The organism is Corynebacterium sp. HMSC034H07, from assembly GCF_001815175.1.
Classification (GTDB): domain Bacteria; phylum Actinomycetota; class Actinomycetes; order Mycobacteriales; family Mycobacteriaceae; genus Corynebacterium; species Corynebacterium hiratae.
On sequence record NZ_KV819483.1, the window covers coordinates 1 to 16276 of the forward strand.

Genomic DNA, 16276 nt, shown 5'->3' on the forward strand with positions numbered 1-16276 from the left:
TTTATCCACACGAAATGTCCCTTAAGCCGGTCGGCGCCATCGTCGGTGCAGCAGTGGCGGGAGGTCTGCTGCTCGGAGGTATTGGTGCGGGCGCGAGCTTGGCGGTCTTCGATGCGCCGGAGCGTGCCGATTTTCTCATGCAGCCAGCGCAGCGCGAGGTCCAGGCCGACATCATGGACCCCGACGATGTGCTCACTCCGGAGGAGGAAGAGCGCATGCTTGGCGACGTCTCCCGGATCGCCGCCCCCGACGTGGTCCAAGGGCTGCACTACATGGTCTTTGCCAAGAACAAAGAAAACGTCAACGACTCCGTGGAGGAGTATTTGCGTGACAATCACCCGGAGCTTATCGGCAAGGATAAGTTTGCCGATGGCCAAGTCTTCGTCGGCGTCGGCCTCGATCCGCGCCAGGCCTTCGTCTTCGCGGGTGAGGACGTGGCCGAGCAGATGAAGCTGCGCAAGAAAGATAGCCATCTCGAGCAGTCCATCGAAGCTATAAAGCCGGGCGTGCGGGATGACAACATTCCTGCTGGTCTCTTTGCGGGTGCGGCGGCAGCGATCGACGTGGACCGTGCTGCGGATACCCAGTTTGAGAGTGCTCAAAATAACCGCGTTGGGGCGGCCATTGGTCTGGGGGTAGCGGGCCTGAGCGTTGGTGGCGCGGGTGCAGGCATCGTTGGCGGTACTCGCCGCAGCCGTCAGAAGAACGCGCAGCAGGCGCGCGAGGATTGGGATTATGTGTCGCAGACCTATACCGATGTGGCGCAGCGCCTGCGGGAGATCGATATCCGGGCGCACTCGCTGCAATCGGGTCTAGTGGATGAGCGCCTGCGCGAGGACTGGGAGGGCCTGCGCGATGACTTCCTGGCCATCGATGACAAGGTGGGTTCCCTCATGTCGATTCCGGCCGACGCACCGGACGAGCAGTTCCGCTCACGCTCCGTGCTCATTGCTCGTGCACGTTTGCTCTGCGAACGTGTAGAGACCGCCGAGTCCAACATCGAAAAGCTACACCGCATCGAGAACGCTGATACCGACACGCGCCGCTATGAGCTCTACGAGCTGGGCAAGGACCTCGCCCAGGCGGGTTACCTGGCTGCGGACATCGACTCGGCGCTTGAGCGCCACGCCAAGGAGCTGGAAGACGCCGCCGTGGCCCTGTCCAAGGAGCCGAACCACCCGCAGTTCATGGAGCGCTACTTGGAGCTCTTGGACCGGACTGCGCTGCTCTCGGAGCACCTGCAAGCACAGCTGCAGAAGGAGAACGAGGCCGAGGAACGCCCCGTACGCACGCATATCTATGACTCCCACTTCTTCGCCGGCTCTGGCTACCACGGTTACGTGCCCTTCTATGTTGTGAGCACCTGGGACAGCGACGCGACGGCCGCCCGCGATAGCTCTTCCGGTAGCAGCGGCGGCGTCAACAGCGGGTTTAGCTCGGGCTTTTCCGGTTCGGGTGGCTCCTCCAGCTTCTAGGAGGACGGGCGCCCTTTCCGCCGCCCGGTGAAAACGAAAAGAACCCGCAGTTTCCTGCGGGTTTAATGGTCGGGATAACAGGATTTGAACCTGCGACCTCTTCGTCCCGAACGAAGCGCGCTACCAAGCTGCGCCATATCCCGGTGTCTCGCTCTAAGCGGTACCGGAATACTGTAACGCACCCCAGCCTGAAAGGACAAAACGGCAGCGTGGAGGGGGTATTCCTAGGCGGCCTTCTCTGTGATACGCAGCAGCGTGGCGGACGGGCGGCAGAAGAGGCGGAAAGGAACGAACTTGGAGGTGCCCAGCCCGTTGGAGACATGCATGTACATTTCTCCGAATCGGTGCAGGCCCTCCGCGCGAACGCGGTCGATGCCGCAATTGGTCACGATGGAGCGCGAGCCCGCCACCTTGAAAGGCAGGCAGAGCTGGCCGCCGTGCGTATGTCCGGACAGGGACAGCTGGTAGCCGTCGGCGGCGAACTTCTCCAGGACGCGAGGTTCCGGGGAATGCAGTAGTGCTAAGGAGAGGTCGGCGTCCTCGTTGGGGGCGCCGGCGATTTCGGAGTAGTCATCCAAATCGTGGTGTGGGTCGTCCACGCCGGCGGCAGCGAGGCGGACATCGCCTACCTTGAACTCCACGCGGGCCTGGTTGGCGTCGTGCCAGCCGTGTTCCAGGAAGGCCGCGCGCATGCCCTTCCAGGGCAGGTTCACGTAGGAAGGTTCGTTCTTCTTCCCAATCAGGTAGTTGAAGGGGTTCGGGATGCGCGGCGCCCAGTAGTCGTTGGTGCCGAAGCAGAACATCCCCGGGCGGCTCAGCAGCGGGCCAAGGGCGCGGAGGACCTCGGGTACGGCGCGCTCGTCGGAGAGGTTGTCACCGGTATTGATCACCAAGTGCGGGTCAAGGGCATCGAGGCCTGAGACCCACTCGATTTTGGCGCGCTGGCCCGGGATCATGTGGAGGTCGGACACGTGCAGGATACGGAACTCGGACTCCTCGCGCAGCGTACCGGGCTCCAGCAGCGGCAGGGTGTACTCCTTGAGCTCAAACTTGGTGAGTTCTGAGTGCGCCCACGCGGCAACGCCTAGGCCGGCGGCGGCGAGTCCGCCAAGAACAGGGAAAATCTTCACCTTCACCACACTACCTGGCCGGCAGGCGTAGATTGAAGGGCATGAGTGAGTTGAAAGAAACTATCCGTGCTGACCTCAAGACCTCGATGAAGGCCAAGGACAAGGCCCGTACGAGCGCCATCCGTTCTCTGCTGTCTGCCATCCAGGCGGAGGAAACTTCTGGTTCCCGCCACGAGATCACCGATGAGGACATCCTCAAGGTCATCGCCCGTGAGATTAAAAAGCGCCGCGAGTCCGCAGAGGTCTACGCGGAAAACGGCCGCCCGGAGTTGGCGGAGGCAGAGCTTGTCGACGTCCCCTTCTTCGAGGCCTACCAGCCGGAGCAGCTTGACGACGACGCCCTGAACTCCCTCGTCGCTGAATCCATCGCCGAGGTTGAGAAGGATTCCGGCGAGCCGGTGACCATCAAGCAGATGGGCAACGTGATGAAGGTGGCCACCGCCAAGGCCGCTGGTCGCGCTGACGGCAAGCGTCTGTCCACCGCGGTTAAGGCCGCCCTCAACTAGCGTGTTAGCGCAGGAGCGCTAGCACCCACGCTGTAGCCCGTTTTACGCTCTAGCTCCTTGTCACGCTCTAGCGCTTCGCGCTAGAGCCCGAAGAAATCCCGCACGTCGTTCGTCAAGCGGTCGACATCCTCTTGGGAGAACAGCGGGTCGGACTGAGTAGCCGGCTGGCCATTGTCCGTGCCACCGCCGTTGCCGCTCGGCGCCGACGGGGTGTAGTAGCTGGAGCCAGAGGTGCCGGAGCTTGCGGAGTCGCCAGCGGAGCCGTCGGAAAGCTGCAGCGTTACCTCCGCACCCTTCTTAGTGCCGGATGCACCGGTGATGACACGAACCACCTTGCTGTAGCCCACTCCGGGCGCGGGCACCTCGGTGGTTTTGACCACGTAGCCAGCCTTCTCCAGAGCGGAGCGGGCTTGGCTTTCGGACTTGCCCTTCAACCCGTCGATAAGCGGCGATACCGTGCCCGAATCATAAGCGCGGTCGTAGTCCGGCACCGTTCCCTTCAGTGCATCGGGAACGCGCGCGGCCATGGTGTAGAACGTTGATGCGGGCTCCTTGCCACCGAAGAGGTTGCCGTTGGCGCACTGGCGCACGGGCCCGGTGCACAGCGGGCTCGTGGTGGTGCCGTCATTGTAGATATACGGCGCGGCAGCAACCTCAGAGTTGAAGCCGAGGAATGCCGAGGACTGGTTGGATTCCGTGGTACCAGTCTTGGCGGCGGCCTTGCCGCTGAAGCCCGCAGCACGCGCAGAATCGGCCGCCGTGCCCTTTTCAGTATCGGCGGTCATGTTGTTTTCTAGCGCCTTGGCCACCTCTTTGCCCACCGCGCGTTCGCACGGGGTGTGCTTGAGGTACACCTCGTTACCGTGGGAGTCCGTGACCTCCTCGATGGGGTTCGGCTCGCACCACATGCCTTCCGACGCCACCGTCGCGCCCACATTGGAAAGCTCGAGCGCGTTCACCGCCGTCGGGCCGAGCGTGAAGGAGCCCAGGTTGGAGTCCTTGATGTGGTCGGCGATGGAGGACTCGCCGTCGTAGCTGCCGGGCTCCTCGTAGGAGCGCAGGCCGAGCTTCACGGCGATGTCGACGATGCGCTCGACGCCAAGCTGCTCGGTGAGCTGGATGAAGGGGGTGTTGGGGGAGTAGGCGAGAGTGTCCTGCATGGTCATCGTGGAGGCGTAGCTGCCGGCGTTTTCCACGCAGTACTTGTTGGGTGGGCAGTTCTCAGCGCCGCCGAACCCTAGACCTTCCGCCTCGTAGCGCTTGGGCACTGCCAGTTTGTCTTTGATGCCATAGCCCGATTCCAAGGCGGCCGCGGCGGTAAAGAGCTTGAACACCGAGCCGGCGCCGTTGCCCACCAGCGAATTGGGCTGGGGCAGGAGGGTTTCGTTGTTGGCCAGGTCGAGCCCGTAGGTGCGCGAGGACACCATGGCGAGGACCTTGCGGGAATCAGTGCCCGGCTTGATCACGTTCATGACTTCTGCCACGCCCTCGGTATCCGGGGCGGTGTGGCTGCGTACTGCGTTGAGAGCTTGGTCCTGGACGTCGGGGTCAAGGGTGGTTTTCACGGTCAGGCCACCGCGCGCTAGATGCTCGCGGTCTATGCCCTTATCGGCGAGGTAGTCCATCACGTAGTCGCAGAAGAAACCGCGATCTCCCGCGCCGATGCAGCCATTGGGCAGCGTGGCGGGGCTATCCAACACCCCAAGGGGTTCTTGGGCATAGGCATCGGCGTCCTCCTGGGATAGAGAGCCGGTGTCGACCATAGCTTGGAGCACCACATTGCGGCGCTCGAGCACGCCTTCCTCGTTGGTATAGGGGTTGAGATACTCCGAGGACTGCACCATGCCGGCGAGCATCGCTGCCTGCGGCACGGTGAGGTGCGCGGCATCGGAGCCGAAGTAGGTGCGGGCAGCGGCCTCGATGCCGTAGGAGTGGTTGCCAAAGGGTACGAGGTTGAGGTAGTTGGTGAGGATCTCATCCTTGGAAAGCTTGGCGTCGATATCCGTCGCCATGCGCATCTCGCGCAGCTTGCGGGCTATGGATTGCTCGGTTGCGGCTTGGCGTTCTTCATCCGTGGTGGCGTTGACGAGGAGGAGATAGTTCTTCACGTACTGCTGATCCAGCGTGGACGCGCCCTGGGAGACGCCGCCCGCTGCCAGGTTGGTCCACAAAGCGCGGACGTTGCCCTGCAGATCGACGCCTTCGTGCTCATAGAAGCGGCGGTCCTCGATGGCCACAACTGCCTGCTTCATAGCGTCGGAGATCTCATCCGGCTGTACGGGATGGCGGCGCTGTTCGTAGATGTAGGCAAGGGGGTTGCCCTTGGCATCCAAGATGGTGCTCACGCCGGGGGTATCCCCGCTGGTGAGATCCTGGATGTCCGATTGCATCGTTTCGTTCGTCCTAGCAACGGCAACGCCACTGACGCCGGCGACAGGGGCGATGGCCAGCGCGATGAGGATGCCGACCAGTGCTGTGGACAGGACGAGCTTTCCCAGGGATTTGATGACAGTCACCCTCCACACACTAGTGGTTCAGGTGCAGATCCGGGAGACCCCCCTAAAGTGTGACCTGTTAGACAGGTATACCGGTCTGTGAATAGACTTACCAATGGTACATAATATTCCGTCGGGTTGAGGGTTATTCATGATCTTCCACTACGACGGGGGGAACTTGGAAGGAGTTACCTAGCCATGGCAGTCAGTGTCAAAGGTGCAGGACGGTCCGCAATGGTAAAGAATGCCTCGTTAACCTCCGAGCGTGGTGAGTGGGTTACCCAAGCCAAGTGCCGCAACGGTGACCCTGATGCACTGTTCGTGCGAGGGGCAGAGCAGCGTAAGGCTGCGGTGATTTGCCGTCACTGCCCAGTGCTGAACGAGTGTCGCGCGGATGCCCTTGATAACCGCGTGGAGTTTGGCGTGTGGGGCGGCCTCACGGAGCGCCAGCGCCGCGCCCTCCTGCGCAAGAATCCGCACATCACCAGCTGGGCGCATTACCTTGCTGAGGGTGGCGAACTCATCGGTATTTAGTAGCATTGGGCCCATGACTAAATGGGAATATGCAACCGCGCCGGTTCTTACGCACGCGACGAAACAAATCCTCGATTCCTGGGGTGAGGACGGCTGGGAGCTCGTCACTATCACCCCGGGCATGAACCCGGAGAATGTCGTCGCCTATTTCAAGCGCCCTCTGGAGGAGTCCTAATGGGCGCCCTCGCACGCTTGGAAGAACTCGGTGTCGAGCTGCCTTCCGTCGCTGTTCCTCTCGCGTCCTATATCCCGGCCATCCAGGTAGGAAACCAGGTATGGACCTCCGGTCAGCTGCCCGTCGTGGGCGGCGAATTGCCTGCCACCGGCAAGGTTGGCGCAGAAGTGGACCTCGAGAAGGCGCAGGAGCTGGCGCGCACGGCCGCGCTAAACGCGTTGGCTGCCATCGATGGCCTCGTGGGCCTCGACCGTGTCACCCGCGTGGTGAAGGTGGTCGGCTTCGTTGCCTCGGCTCCATCCTTTACGGATCAGGCCGCGGTTATCAACGGTGCCTCGAACTTCCTCGGGGAGGTCTTTGGTGATGCCGGTGTTCACGCGCGTTCTGCCGTGGGGGTAGCGGTCCTTCCGAAGGATTCCCCCGTTGAGATCGAAGTTATCGTAGAAATCGCTGAGTAATCGGATAGGGTTAGAACCATGGAGCATCCTGCATATAGCCAATTGCGTCCCGTGAGCCAGTCCGTCGGTGTCGTGCTGTGCGATAATCCCAGCTACACCGCCTTGGAAGGCACCAACACGTGGATCATTCGCGCCGGAGAAGATTCTCGCGCCATTGTGGTCGATCCAGGCCCAGAGGATGAGGGGCATCTCAACGTTGTGACCGCGAAAGCGGGCGAGGTAGCACTGATCCTTCTCACTCACCGCCACGATGATCACGCCTCGGGCGCTCAGCGTCTGCGCCAGCTCACCGGCGCTCCGATTCGCGCGTTCGATCCGAACTACTGCAACGGCGCGGAGGCGCTTGTCGACGGCGAAGTGATCACCGTCGACGGCATCACCCCGCAACTCGAGGTGGTCCATACCCCTGGCCACACTGCGGATTCCACCTGCTTCTTCGTATGGTCCGAAGAGGCTAAGCACTCCACCCTGGAGGGAATTCTGACCGGTGATACCATCGCTGGCCGTCACACCGTGCTCCTGTCTGAGACCGATGGTGACTTGGGTGCCTACCTGAAGACGCTGGACCTTCTCGAAGAGCGCGGCAAGGATGTAGCACTCTTCCCGGGGCATGGCCCGGACTTGGAGGACACCTCCGCGGTTGCCCGCAAGTACATTGACCGCCGCCACCACCGCTTGGATCAGATTAAAGAGGTCCGCGGGCGCCTTGGTGAGGATGTTGACGTTAAGACCCTCGTCGATGAGATGTACGACGACGTAGACCCGGTCCTTCGCCACGCCGCCGAGCAATCCACGCGCACTGCGCTGAAGTACCTCGCGGCTCAGAACTAAAACACCGCATAGGAAAATCCCCCGAGAAATTCTCGGGGGATTTTGCATTGGGCCACAGCCGCCCGGAGGCGGCATATGCTGGCTCGGCCTTTAAGACCTAGCGCGCGCGGCGAGCCAAGTGCTCGGTATCGACGATGAGCACCGACTTGCCTTCCAAGCGAATCCAGCCGCGGTGGGCGAAGGTGGCCAGCGCCTTGTTGACGGTCTCGCGGGACGCGCCGACGAGCTGGGCGATCTCTTCCTGAGTGAGGTCGTGGTTCACGCGCAGTGCACCGCCCTCTTGCGAGCCGAAGCGGTTAGCCAGCTGCAGCAGGGTCTTGGCCACGCGGCCCGGAACATCGGTAAAGATGAGGTCCGCCAGGTTGGCGTTGGTGCGACGCAGACGGCGGGCCAGCACGCGCAGCAGCTGCTGCGCAATCGCCGGATGATCGGCCACCCACTGCTTTAGCATTTCGGAGTTCATCGTGGCGGCGGTGACCTCGGTGACGCACACAGCAGACGAGGTGCGCGGGCCCGGATCGAAGATAGAAAGCTCACCGAACATATCGGACGGGCCCATCACGGTCAGCAGGTTCTCACGGCCATCCGGGGCGTGGCGAGCAAGCTTAATCTTTCCCGAGGTGATGATGTAGAGGCGGTCGCCCGGCTCTCCTTCCTCGAAAATGGTGGTGCCGCGCGGGAAACGGACGGTTTCCATTTGCTCGATGAGGTTCTGTACTGCTACCGGATCGACGCCCTGGAAAATGCCAGCGCGGGAGAGGATGTCCTGTACGCCTTCCACTGTTACTCCTTAAAGCCTGCGCAGCGAGGAAAACACTTGGACGCAAGCTGGTTTGGTCTATTTTGACGCACCTAGTCTCCAGTGCGCCACGAGGCACTGCACAACATCATACAGTGCAATTAGTCACTATTTCCACCAACGGGAAAAATAGTCACATGCCTTTACTAATCTGTTTAATTCTCGAAGGCCGTTGCCTCTAGCTTTTCCATAAGAATGGCAAACAGAGCGAGGCACAGCGGGACGAGAACAACGAGCGAAATCATGCTTTCCATTCTAACTGCCGTCACTAGAGTTATTTCTATGTCCCCTGACCTTTTTGCACAGCATGACGATGATACCGAGGAAGCGCGTGTTGCCCATATCCGTACTGCCCTCGCGGACGAATACCCTGATGCCGACTGTGAACTAGACTTCACCAACCCCCTTGAGCTACTCGTAGCGACGGTTCTCTCCGCGCAGTGCACGGATGCCCGTGTCAACCAGGTCACCCCGGAGCTGTTCGCTGCTTACCCCTCCGCGCCAGATTATGCCGCCGCGGACCGCGCTGACCTTGAGCGCATTCTCCGCCCGCTCGGCTTTCAGCGCATGAAGGCCGGCCACCTGTTGGGCATCGGTGAAAAGCTCGTCGCGGACTTCGACGGGCAGGTACCACGCGGCATCGACGAGCTCACCTCGCTGCCCGGCGTCGGCCGCAAGACCGCGCTGGTGGTGCGGGGAAATGCCTTTGGGCTGCCGGGAATCACCGTGGATACCCACGTCACGCGACTGAGTCAGCGGCTCGGTCTGACCGAGGCGAAGACGCCGCGGGCGATTGAGAGGGACGTCGCCAAGCGCGTGCCCGAAGAGGAACAAACCGTATTCTCTCACCGCCTCATCCTCCATGGGCGGCGCGTGTGCACCGCCCGGAAGCCGAAGTGCACGGCCTGCGTCCTCGCCCCATGGTGCCCGTCGCGGGGTTAAGGTGGAGCAATGAGCCAATATTCTCGGTGGCCCGGATACGTGAAGGTGAGCATCGCAGCCATTGTTGCGCTGGCGGCACTCGCGTTCGTCGGCGTGGTGAATCTCCTTGAGGATGATGAGCCGGAGGTCCCCGTCCCCGAGGCGCAGGAGCAAGAAGTAGCCAAGCGTCCCAAGTGCCCCGAGGGGCCCATTGCTGGAGTGGACCTTCCCTGCTTAGGAGCGGCCGGTACCGCCGCGGCCAAGGATATCCAGATCGTCACGGTGTGGGCGTGGTGGTGCGAGCCGTGCCGCACGGAGCTGCCTTTCTTCGAAGATCTCGCGCGCTCACACTCGACGTGGAATGTCGTCGGCGTGCATGCGGATGCGAACGCCGCCAACGGTGCTGCGCTTTTGAGTGACCTGCAGGTCGACATCCCCAGCTACCAGGACGAGGATGGGACCTTCGCTGGCGAGCTCGGGCTGCCGGGCGTCATCCCCATCACCCTCGTGGTGCGCGATGGCAAGGTGGAAGAGAAGTTCATCAAACCGTTTAGTTCCGCCGAAGAATTGGAGGCGGCCGTCGAGGAGGTTCTTCAGTGAGCCGCCTGTTTCCTGCTCACGCCCCGGAGTGGCTGCGCCCGGCGCTCGGGGTTGATACAGACAAGGTCCAAGAACGCCTCATTCGGCATGTCCCGGCCGCCAAGCGCCGGCGTGAATCGGCAGTGTTGGTGCTCTTGAAGGGCGAAAGCTTCGCAGACGGTGAGGTGTTGCTTACGCACCGCTCGCCCTCGATGCGCTCGCACTCCGGGCAGATTGCTTTCCCCGGTGGGCGCAAGGACGAGGAGGACGCCTCGCTTGTCGACGCCGCCCTGCGCGAAGCCGAAGAAGAAACCGGCCTCGACCGCTCCGCCGTCACACCCCTTGAACAGTGGGGCAAGCTGGATATCCCAGCTACCGGCAACACCGTGAGCCCGGTCCTGGCGTATTGGCATAAACCGGGTGACGTGTGGCCGGCGAGCCCCGCGGAAACCGATGATGTCTTCACCGTCCCTTTGCGGGAGCTGGCGGATCCCACGAATCGCATGATGGTGGGATTTGGCCGCTGGAAGGGGCCGGCGTTTCGGACGCGGGGCTACCTGGTGTGGGGCTTTACCGCGGGAGTGCTGTCTGGGCTGATGGATCATGCGGGCTGGAGCGTGAAATGGGATAAGAAAATGGTTCACGATCTGCGTGAATCACTCAACCGCTCCTTGAATAATGAGAAGATAGGTTAGTTTCTGCCCCTTTTAGCCCTTAAGAAAGCATTCCCTCTGTGTCTCTTGCTGTTGACATCCTGATCGTGGTTGCCGTGCTCCTCGCTGTTCGCGTGGGTTGGCGGCAGGGCGCCTTGGCAGCGGTCCTCGCCGCCGTGGGAATCATTGCGGGGCTGGTGCTGGGAACCGTGGTTGCCCCGCTGGCGATGGGCTTGGCGGACCAGGCCGCCGTGCGCTTCTTGTTGGCTGTCGGCGTGCTCATTCTGCTGGTGGGCTTAGGGCAGCTGGTGGGGACGTCGCTTGGCATGGCGTTGCGGGACCGCATGCGCACCCGCTCGGGGCAGCGCGTGGACTCCTCAGTTGGTGCGGTATTCCAGGCGGTGGCGGCCATCGTGGTGATTTGGTTGGTTTCCCTGCCTTTGGCATCCAACCTGGGTGGCCGGCCGGGGCAGGCGCTGCGTGAGTCGCACGTACTCAGCGCGCTCAATGCAGCGGCACCCTCGCGCCTAGCGGCGTTGCCGAACGGTATCGCAGCACTACTCAACGAGTCTGGGCTGCCGCCGCTGGTGTCTCCGTGGGAGGGCTCCGGTGCCGATGTGGAGGTGGATGCTCCCGCAGTGAACATCGAGGACCCTGAGCTCGCGGAACGCGTGCGGCCTTCCGTAATCCACGTGCTGGGTGATGCGGAGGCGTGCTCGCGCCGGCTGATGGGCTCAGGCTTTGTCACGGAACCGGACTACGTCATCACGAACGCCCACGTTGTGGCCGGCACGGATAAGGTTCACCTCGATACTGTGCTCGGGCTCAAGGAGGCGCACGTGGTGTACTACAACTCGGATGTGGACATTGCGGTGCTGCATAGCCCCGGGTTGGGCTTGGAGCCTTTGCCGTGGGCGGAGCAAGCGGCTGTGACGGGGGATGATGCCATCGTCTTGGGCTTCCCGCAGTCGGGGCCCTTTACTGCAGAACCGGCGCGAGTGCGGGATCGCCTCACCATCGCGGGGCCGGATATCTATTCCACGGGCCGTGTGGAGCGCGATGCCTACACGGTGCGCGGCAGCATCCGGCAGGGCAATTCCGGCGGCCCGATGATCAACCCGGAGGGCCAGGTGCTCGGCGTTGTGTTTGGTGCTTCCGTGGAGGATTCCGATACGGGCTATGCACTCACCGCGGACGAGGTGCGCGGCCACGTGGGTGACGTTACGCAGCTTGTCGACGCCACCCCAACCGGCTCCTGCGTCTCATAGGTTTCTGGAATAGGTCTTCGGCGAGGGCGGGCGAGTGAATTAAAAGCCCATTTGCCCTCTGCTGACGTCTCGTTGAAAGTCCACAGCAGCCTGACGAACTTCGGGATCATGGCTATGTGTTCGTTTGTTAATGCGGTGGTGCATCATTCCTGCGGGGAGGGAGATGAGTAGGACAGCCAAAAGAATTATCACGATGGAAGTGGACATTATGCGTTCCTATCCCCGACTCCCGTGCCCACTCCAAGCAAGGCAGGCGCGAAGCTGGTAATCAGTAACGCCTGGCTTATTGAAGATGTCTCGGCATGTGTCCGGATTTGGATACCATCCGGTGCATTGTGATCCATTCTCGTATTCGCAGATTTTGAACGGTTGCACGTTGGTGGCGGCAGCAGAAGGTCCCGCGCCAGATGTGGTGAGCGCCAAACTGAAAGCTAAAAGGGTGATTTTCTTCATCAGAATTCCTTGTGTTAGAGATCCTTTAGAGTCCATAGAAGTGATATGGCTCACCGTACACTTTATGGAATTGCTGGTTGTTTTTCAACAGTCTTGGGTCCAGTAATTGCATATAAAGACCATCGTCTTTCGCGGCCCGCTATCGCTGGTATAAAGGCCCGTCAATGCCGAACCCGCCAACCACAGCAAGGTTGACGGGTAGTCGGCGCGCTTGAGCTAGATATCCGTGCCGATATCGAGGTGCATACCCGGAACCGAGTTGATGAGGTTGCGGGTGTACTCCTGCTGGGCGTTGTCGAAGATATCGTCGGCGGTGCCCTGCTCGACGGCCTGGCCCTTCTTCATCACAACTACGTCGTCGGCAGTCTGGCGGACCACTGCGAGGTCGTGGGTAATGAAGAGATAGGACAGGCTGAGCTCAGACTGCAGCTCCGCGAGGAGCTGGATGATCTGGTTCTGCACCAGCACGTCCAGGGCGGAAACGGCCTCATCGAGGACGATGACCTCTGGGCGCAGCGCGAGCGCGCGGGCGATGGCGATGCGCTGGCGCTGGCCGCCGGAGAGCTCGTTGGGGTAGCGGCGCATGGCGGAGCGAGGCATGGAGACCATGTCGAGAAGCTCGGCCACGCGGGCCTCGCGTTCCTTGCGCGAGCCCACCTTGTGCAGCGCCATGGGTTCCTCGATGCACTTGTAAATGGAGTACATCGGATCCAGTGAGCCATAAGGGTTCTGGAAGACCACCTGCATTTTGCGGCGGAGCTTGAAGAGTTCCTGCTTCGATAGCTTCGAGGTATCACGGCCTTCGAATTCGATGGTGCCGGAGGTCGGCTCCAAAAGGCCCAACACCATGTTTGCCACCGTAGACTTGCCGGAGCCGGACTCGCCCACCAGCGCCAGGGTGGTGCCGCGGCGGATGTCGAAGGAGACATCGTCGACAGCCTTGAGGAGCTTCTTGCCGCCACGCTGTCCGCGGATGTCGAATTCCTTGGTGAGGTTGCGAACCGAGATGACCGGGGCCTGAGCCGCGGAAGATGAACCTTCAGCGGAATCTGCAGCGGTGGAGCCAGGTTCGACGGCGGTGCCGATAGCCTCGCCCGACTTGAGTTCCTTGGCCTCCACGCCAGCTTCCTTGGCCGCGCGGATGCGGGAGGAGGCGAGGGAAGGGGCGGCCTTGACAAGGCGGCGGGTGTAAGGGTGCTGCGGGGAACGCAGGATCTCGCGCGACGGGCCCGACTCCACGATGCGGCCGCGGTGCATCACGATGAGGTGTTCGGCGCGCTCGGCCGCCAGACCAAGGTCGTGGGTAATGAAGAGAACGGCGTTACCCAGCTCCTCGGTGAGGTGCTCCAGGTGGTCCAGGATGGTCTTCTGAACAGTTACATCCAGCGCGGAGGTGGGCTCGTCGGCGATGAGTAGCTTCGGGCGGGCGGCCAGGCCGATCGCGATGAGCGCGCGCTGGCGCATACCACCAGAGAACTCGTGGGGGTACTGCTTGGCGCGGCGTTCGGCGTCGGGAAGCCCGGCTTCCTCCAGAAGCTCCACAACGCGTTCGTGGCGCTTGGAACCCTCCACCACGTGGTTGGCCTTGAGAGACTCTTCAACCTGCGTGCCGATGCGCCATACCGGGTTCAGGTTGGACATGGGATCCTGCGGGACCAAGCCGATCTTGTCGCCGCGCAGCGATTCGAATTGCTTGTTGTTGTAGTGAGTGATGTCCTCGCCTTCGAAGAGGATCTGGCCGCCGGTGACCTTGCCGGTGCCCGGCAGCAGGCCCAGGATGGACATCGCCGTGGTCGACTTACCGGAACCGGACTCGCCCACGATGGCCACGGACTGGCCCGGGTAGATGGTCATATTGACGCCACGCACTGCCTCAACCACGCCGGTCGACGTGGTGAAGGAGATGCGAACGTCCTTCATTTCAAGAAGTGGGTTAGTCATTAACGCTTCCTCGCCTTCGGATCGAGTGCATCGCGGACGACGTCACCCATCATGATGAAGCTCAACACGGTCAGGCCCAAGGCACCCGCCGGGTAGAACAGAACTGCCGGGGCAACACGCAGGGAGGCCTGCGCGTCGGAGATGTCTCCGCCCCAGGACACGAACGTCGGCGGCAAGCCGATGCCCAGGAAGGACAGGGTGGCCTCGGCGACGATGTAGGTACCCAGCGCCACGGTGGCGTAGGAGATGATGGGCGCGGCCGCATTCGGCAGGATATGGCTGAACAAGATACGCCAGCTCGACGCACCGATGGAGCGCGCGGATTGCACGAACTCCTCGTTCTTAATGGAGACCACCGCGCCGCGCGTGATGCGGGCGATGGAAACCCAGCCGAAGAGGCCGAGCACCAAGACCACCGTGACGATGGTGCGGTGCTCCTTGAACATCTGCATGACCACGATGGCGGCGAGCACCAGCGGGATAGCGAAGAAAATGTCGGTGATGCGGGAGAGAACAGAGTCGATCCAGCCGCCGAAGAAGCCGGCGATAGCACCGATCATTGAACCAAGCACCACGACAAGCAGCGTGGTGAGGACGCCGACGGCAACCGACGCGCGCGCACCGTAAATCACGCGGGCGTAGATGTCACAGCCCTGGCGGTTGAAGCCGAAGGGGTGGCCCGGCTCGGCGGGGGCGAGGGATTTGGACAGCTCGCACAGGCGCGGGTCGGTGCTAGTGAAGAGACCTGGTGCGATGGCCAGGAGGATGGCTACGAGAATCATCACGGCGGCGACCCAGAACAGTGGGCGACGGCGCAGGTAGCGCCATGCCTCGCCCCACTGGGAGGAAGGCGCGGACTCGTCCTTGACGGCATCGACCGCGCCGAGACCCGTTTCATCGGTTTCCGAGACGAAGTGCTCTTGGCCCGGGTAGGGAGTGGTTTTCTCGAAATTAGGCATAGCGGATCCTCGGATCAAGTACGGCGTACAGGAGGTCAACGAGCAGGTTGGCGATGATGTAGATGATCACCAACACCGTGGTGAAGGAGACGATTGTGGTCGGCTCACCACGCAGGATGGCCTGGTACATGGTGCCGCCGACGCCGTTGATGCCGAAGATGCCCTCGGTCACGATGGCGCCGGTCATGAGCGCACCGATGTCGGCGCCGATGAAGGTGGCCACGGGAATCAGCGAGTTGCGCAGCACGTGGCGGCGGGTCACTGCACCGTTGGAGAGGCCTTTGGCGCGGGCGGTGCGCACGTAGTCGGCGCGCAGGTTCTCCGCCACGGACTGGCGGGTCAGGCGGATGACGTAGGCCAGGGAGAGCGCACCGAGCACCATGGCGGGCATGAGGAGGGACTTCACGGTGGCGTTAGCGCCGACGGTAACCGGCAGGACGCCCCACTTAATGCCCACGAGGTACTGGAAGACGAAGCCGATAACGAAGGAGGGCACGGCGATGACGAGCAGGGAGATGACCAACACGGTGGAATCGAAGAAGCCACCGCGGCGCATGCCGGCGAAGACGCCGAAAAGGATGCCGAAGACGGATTCAAAGATGATGGCCATGACGGTGAGCTTCACGGTAACCGGGAAGGCGTTCGCCATCACCTGGGTCACGGGAACACCGGAGAAGGTCGTGCCGAAGTCCAACATGAAGATGCCCTTGATATAGAGCAGATACTGAATGATGAACGGCTTGTCTAGGTTGTATTCCGCCTCGATGCGGGCGCGGGCAGCCTCGGTAAGGCCGCGGTCACCGCCAAGGGCTTCGACGGGGTCGCCGGGCATCAAGAAGACGAGCGCATAGATGAGCAGGGTGGCTCCGAAGAACACCGGGATCATCTGGAGCACTCGGCGCCCGATATAGCGCAGCATAGTGTGGTCCTTTACTCGTTGTGGGCAGGTGCTTGCCAGCGTCGGGACGCGGGGCATAGCTTACGAGAATTCTAATGTGTGATCCCACGCTTCGAGAAATCTATAGCGCGTTTCTAATCACACTCTGGGGGTGAAAACGTGGGGCGACCCCCGCTCCACGGAGGTTGCGGGGGTCGTGCG

The 16276-nt window shown here is 62.0% G+C and carries 17 protein-coding genes and 1 tRNA gene; 10 read left to right on the forward strand and 8 right to left on the reverse strand.

Annotation, left to right across the window (positions count from 1 at the left end; all coding sequences use genetic code 11):
• Nucleotides 1-14 precede the first annotated feature (14 nt).
• Nucleotides 15-1475, forward strand: a complete 1461-nt coding sequence (locus HMPREF3009_RS00700; RefSeq protein ID WP_070679419.1) for a hypothetical protein — start codon at nt 15-17, stop codon at nt 1473-1475.
• A gap of 66 nt (nt 1476-1541) precedes the next feature.
• Here HMPREF3009_RS00700 and HMPREF3009_RS00705 read toward each other — a convergent pair.
• Both HMPREF3009_RS00705 and HMPREF3009_RS00710 read right to left on the reverse strand, forming a co-directional pair.
• Nucleotides 1542-1618 (reverse strand) — tRNA-Pro (locus HMPREF3009_RS00705).
• Nucleotides 1619-1699: 81 nt separating this feature from the next.
• Nucleotides 1700-2605: a metallophosphoesterase gene (locus HMPREF3009_RS00710; protein ID WP_070509590.1), complete on the reverse strand. Its 906-nt coding sequence runs from the start codon at nt 2603-2605 to the stop codon at nt 1700-1702.
• A gap of 41 nt (nt 2606-2646) precedes the next feature.
• On the opposite strand from HMPREF3009_RS00710, the gene HMPREF3009_RS00715 reads away from it, so the two are divergent.
• The gene (locus tag HMPREF3009_RS00715; RefSeq protein WP_049157842.1) at nt 2647-3111 is read left to right on the forward strand and encodes a GatB/YqeY domain-containing protein; all 465 of its coding nucleotides are present in this window, start codon (nt 2647-2649) and stop codon (nt 3109-3111) included.
• An 80-nt stretch (nt 3112-3191) separates the two neighbouring features.
• Here the strand turns inward: HMPREF3009_RS00715 and HMPREF3009_RS00720 are convergent, their stop codons facing one another.
• Nucleotides 3192-5627 carry a transglycosylase domain-containing protein gene (locus tag HMPREF3009_RS00720; protein ID WP_070679422.1) on the reverse strand — a complete coding sequence of 812 codons (2436 nt, stop codon included), beginning with the start codon at nt 5625-5627 and terminating at the stop codon, nt 3192-3194.
• Nucleotides 5628-5804: 177 nt separating this feature from the next.
• On the opposite strand from HMPREF3009_RS00720, the gene HMPREF3009_RS00725 reads away from it, so the two are divergent.
• From HMPREF3009_RS00725 to HMPREF3009_RS00735, 4 genes are read left to right on the forward strand one after another with little or no spacing between them, the layout of a single operon-like run.
• A complete protein-coding gene (locus tag HMPREF3009_RS00725) occupies nt 5805-6140 on the forward strand; it encodes a WhiB family transcriptional regulator (protein WP_175974779.1) in 336 nt (111 codons plus the stop codon).
• Between the two features lie 13 nt (nt 6141-6153).
• Nucleotides 6154-6315, forward strand: a complete 162-nt coding sequence (locus HMPREF3009_RS13235; RefSeq protein WP_010189965.1) for a Sp36 family protein — start codon at nt 6154-6156, stop codon at nt 6313-6315.
• Nucleotides 6315-6773 carry a RidA family protein gene (locus HMPREF3009_RS00730; RefSeq protein ID WP_046647890.1) on the forward strand — a complete coding sequence of 153 codons (459 nt, stop codon included), beginning with the start codon at nt 6315-6317 and terminating at the stop codon, nt 6771-6773. Before HMPREF3009_RS13235 ends, HMPREF3009_RS00730 begins: the two co-directional genes overlap by 1 nt.
• A gap of 18 nt (nt 6774-6791) precedes the next feature.
• Complete coding sequence (locus HMPREF3009_RS00735) at nt 6792-7604, forward strand: MBL fold metallo-hydrolase (RefSeq protein WP_046647889.1); 813 nt, start codon at nt 6792-6794, stop codon at nt 7602-7604.
• Between the two features lie 97 nt (nt 7605-7701).
• Here HMPREF3009_RS00735 and glxR read toward each other — a convergent pair whose 3' ends face one another.
• Nucleotides 7702-8385, reverse strand: coding sequence for a CRP-like cAMP-activated global transcriptional regulator GlxR (glxR, locus tag HMPREF3009_RS00740; RefSeq protein WP_046647888.1), 684 nt, complete (start codon nt 8383-8385; stop codon nt 7702-7704).
• 300 nt (nt 8386-8685) lie between these two features.
• Between glxR and nth the strand changes: the two genes are divergently transcribed.
• Genes nth through HMPREF3009_RS00760 form a run of 4 tightly spaced genes read left to right on the forward strand, consistent with a single transcriptional unit; the run spans nt 8686 to nt 11824 of the window.
• On the forward strand, nt 8686-9345 hold the full coding sequence (nth, locus tag HMPREF3009_RS00745; protein WP_049157849.1) for an endonuclease III: 660 nt from the start codon (nt 8686-8688) through the stop codon (nt 9343-9345).
• A 9-nt stretch (nt 9346-9354) separates the two neighbouring features.
• Entirely contained in the window at nt 9355-9924 is a 570-nt protein-coding gene (locus HMPREF3009_RS00750; protein ID WP_070509575.1) for a redoxin family protein, read from the forward strand.
• A complete protein-coding gene (locus HMPREF3009_RS00755) occupies nt 9921-10598 on the forward strand; it encodes an NUDIX hydrolase (RefSeq protein WP_070679424.1) in 678 nt (225 codons plus the stop codon). The genes HMPREF3009_RS00750 and HMPREF3009_RS00755 overlap by 4 nt, the downstream gene beginning before the upstream one ends.
• 38 nt (nt 10599-10636) lie before the next feature.
• Complete coding sequence (locus tag HMPREF3009_RS00760; protein ID WP_070679427.1) at nt 10637-11824, forward strand: MarP family serine protease; 1188 nt, start codon at nt 10637-10639, stop codon at nt 11822-11824.
• A gap of 39 nt (nt 11825-11863) precedes the next feature.
• Here HMPREF3009_RS00760 and HMPREF3009_RS13380 read toward each other — a convergent pair whose 3' ends face one another.
• The 4 genes from HMPREF3009_RS13380 to HMPREF3009_RS00775 form a co-directional block, all read right to left on the reverse strand.
• Entirely contained in the window at nt 11864-12031 is a 168-nt protein-coding gene (locus tag HMPREF3009_RS13380) for a hypothetical protein (protein ID WP_158010554.1), read from the reverse strand.
• 462 nt (nt 12032-12493) lie between these two features.
• Nucleotides 12494-14218 (reverse strand): dipeptide ABC transporter ATP-binding protein, encoded by a 1725-nt coding sequence (locus tag HMPREF3009_RS00765; protein ID WP_049157861.1) that lies wholly within the window; start codon nt 14216-14218, stop codon nt 12494-12496.
• A complete protein-coding gene (locus HMPREF3009_RS00770) occupies nt 14218-15177 on the reverse strand; it encodes an ABC transporter permease (RefSeq protein ID WP_070679430.1) in 960 nt (319 codons plus the stop codon). Before HMPREF3009_RS00770 ends, HMPREF3009_RS00765 begins: the two co-directional genes overlap by 1 nt.
• Nucleotides 15170-16096, reverse strand: a complete 927-nt coding sequence (locus tag HMPREF3009_RS00775) for an ABC transporter permease (protein ID WP_010189948.1) — start codon at nt 16094-16096, stop codon at nt 15170-15172. The genes HMPREF3009_RS00770 and HMPREF3009_RS00775 overlap by 8 nt, the downstream gene beginning before the upstream one ends.
• Nucleotides 16097-16276 lie beyond the last annotated feature (180 nt).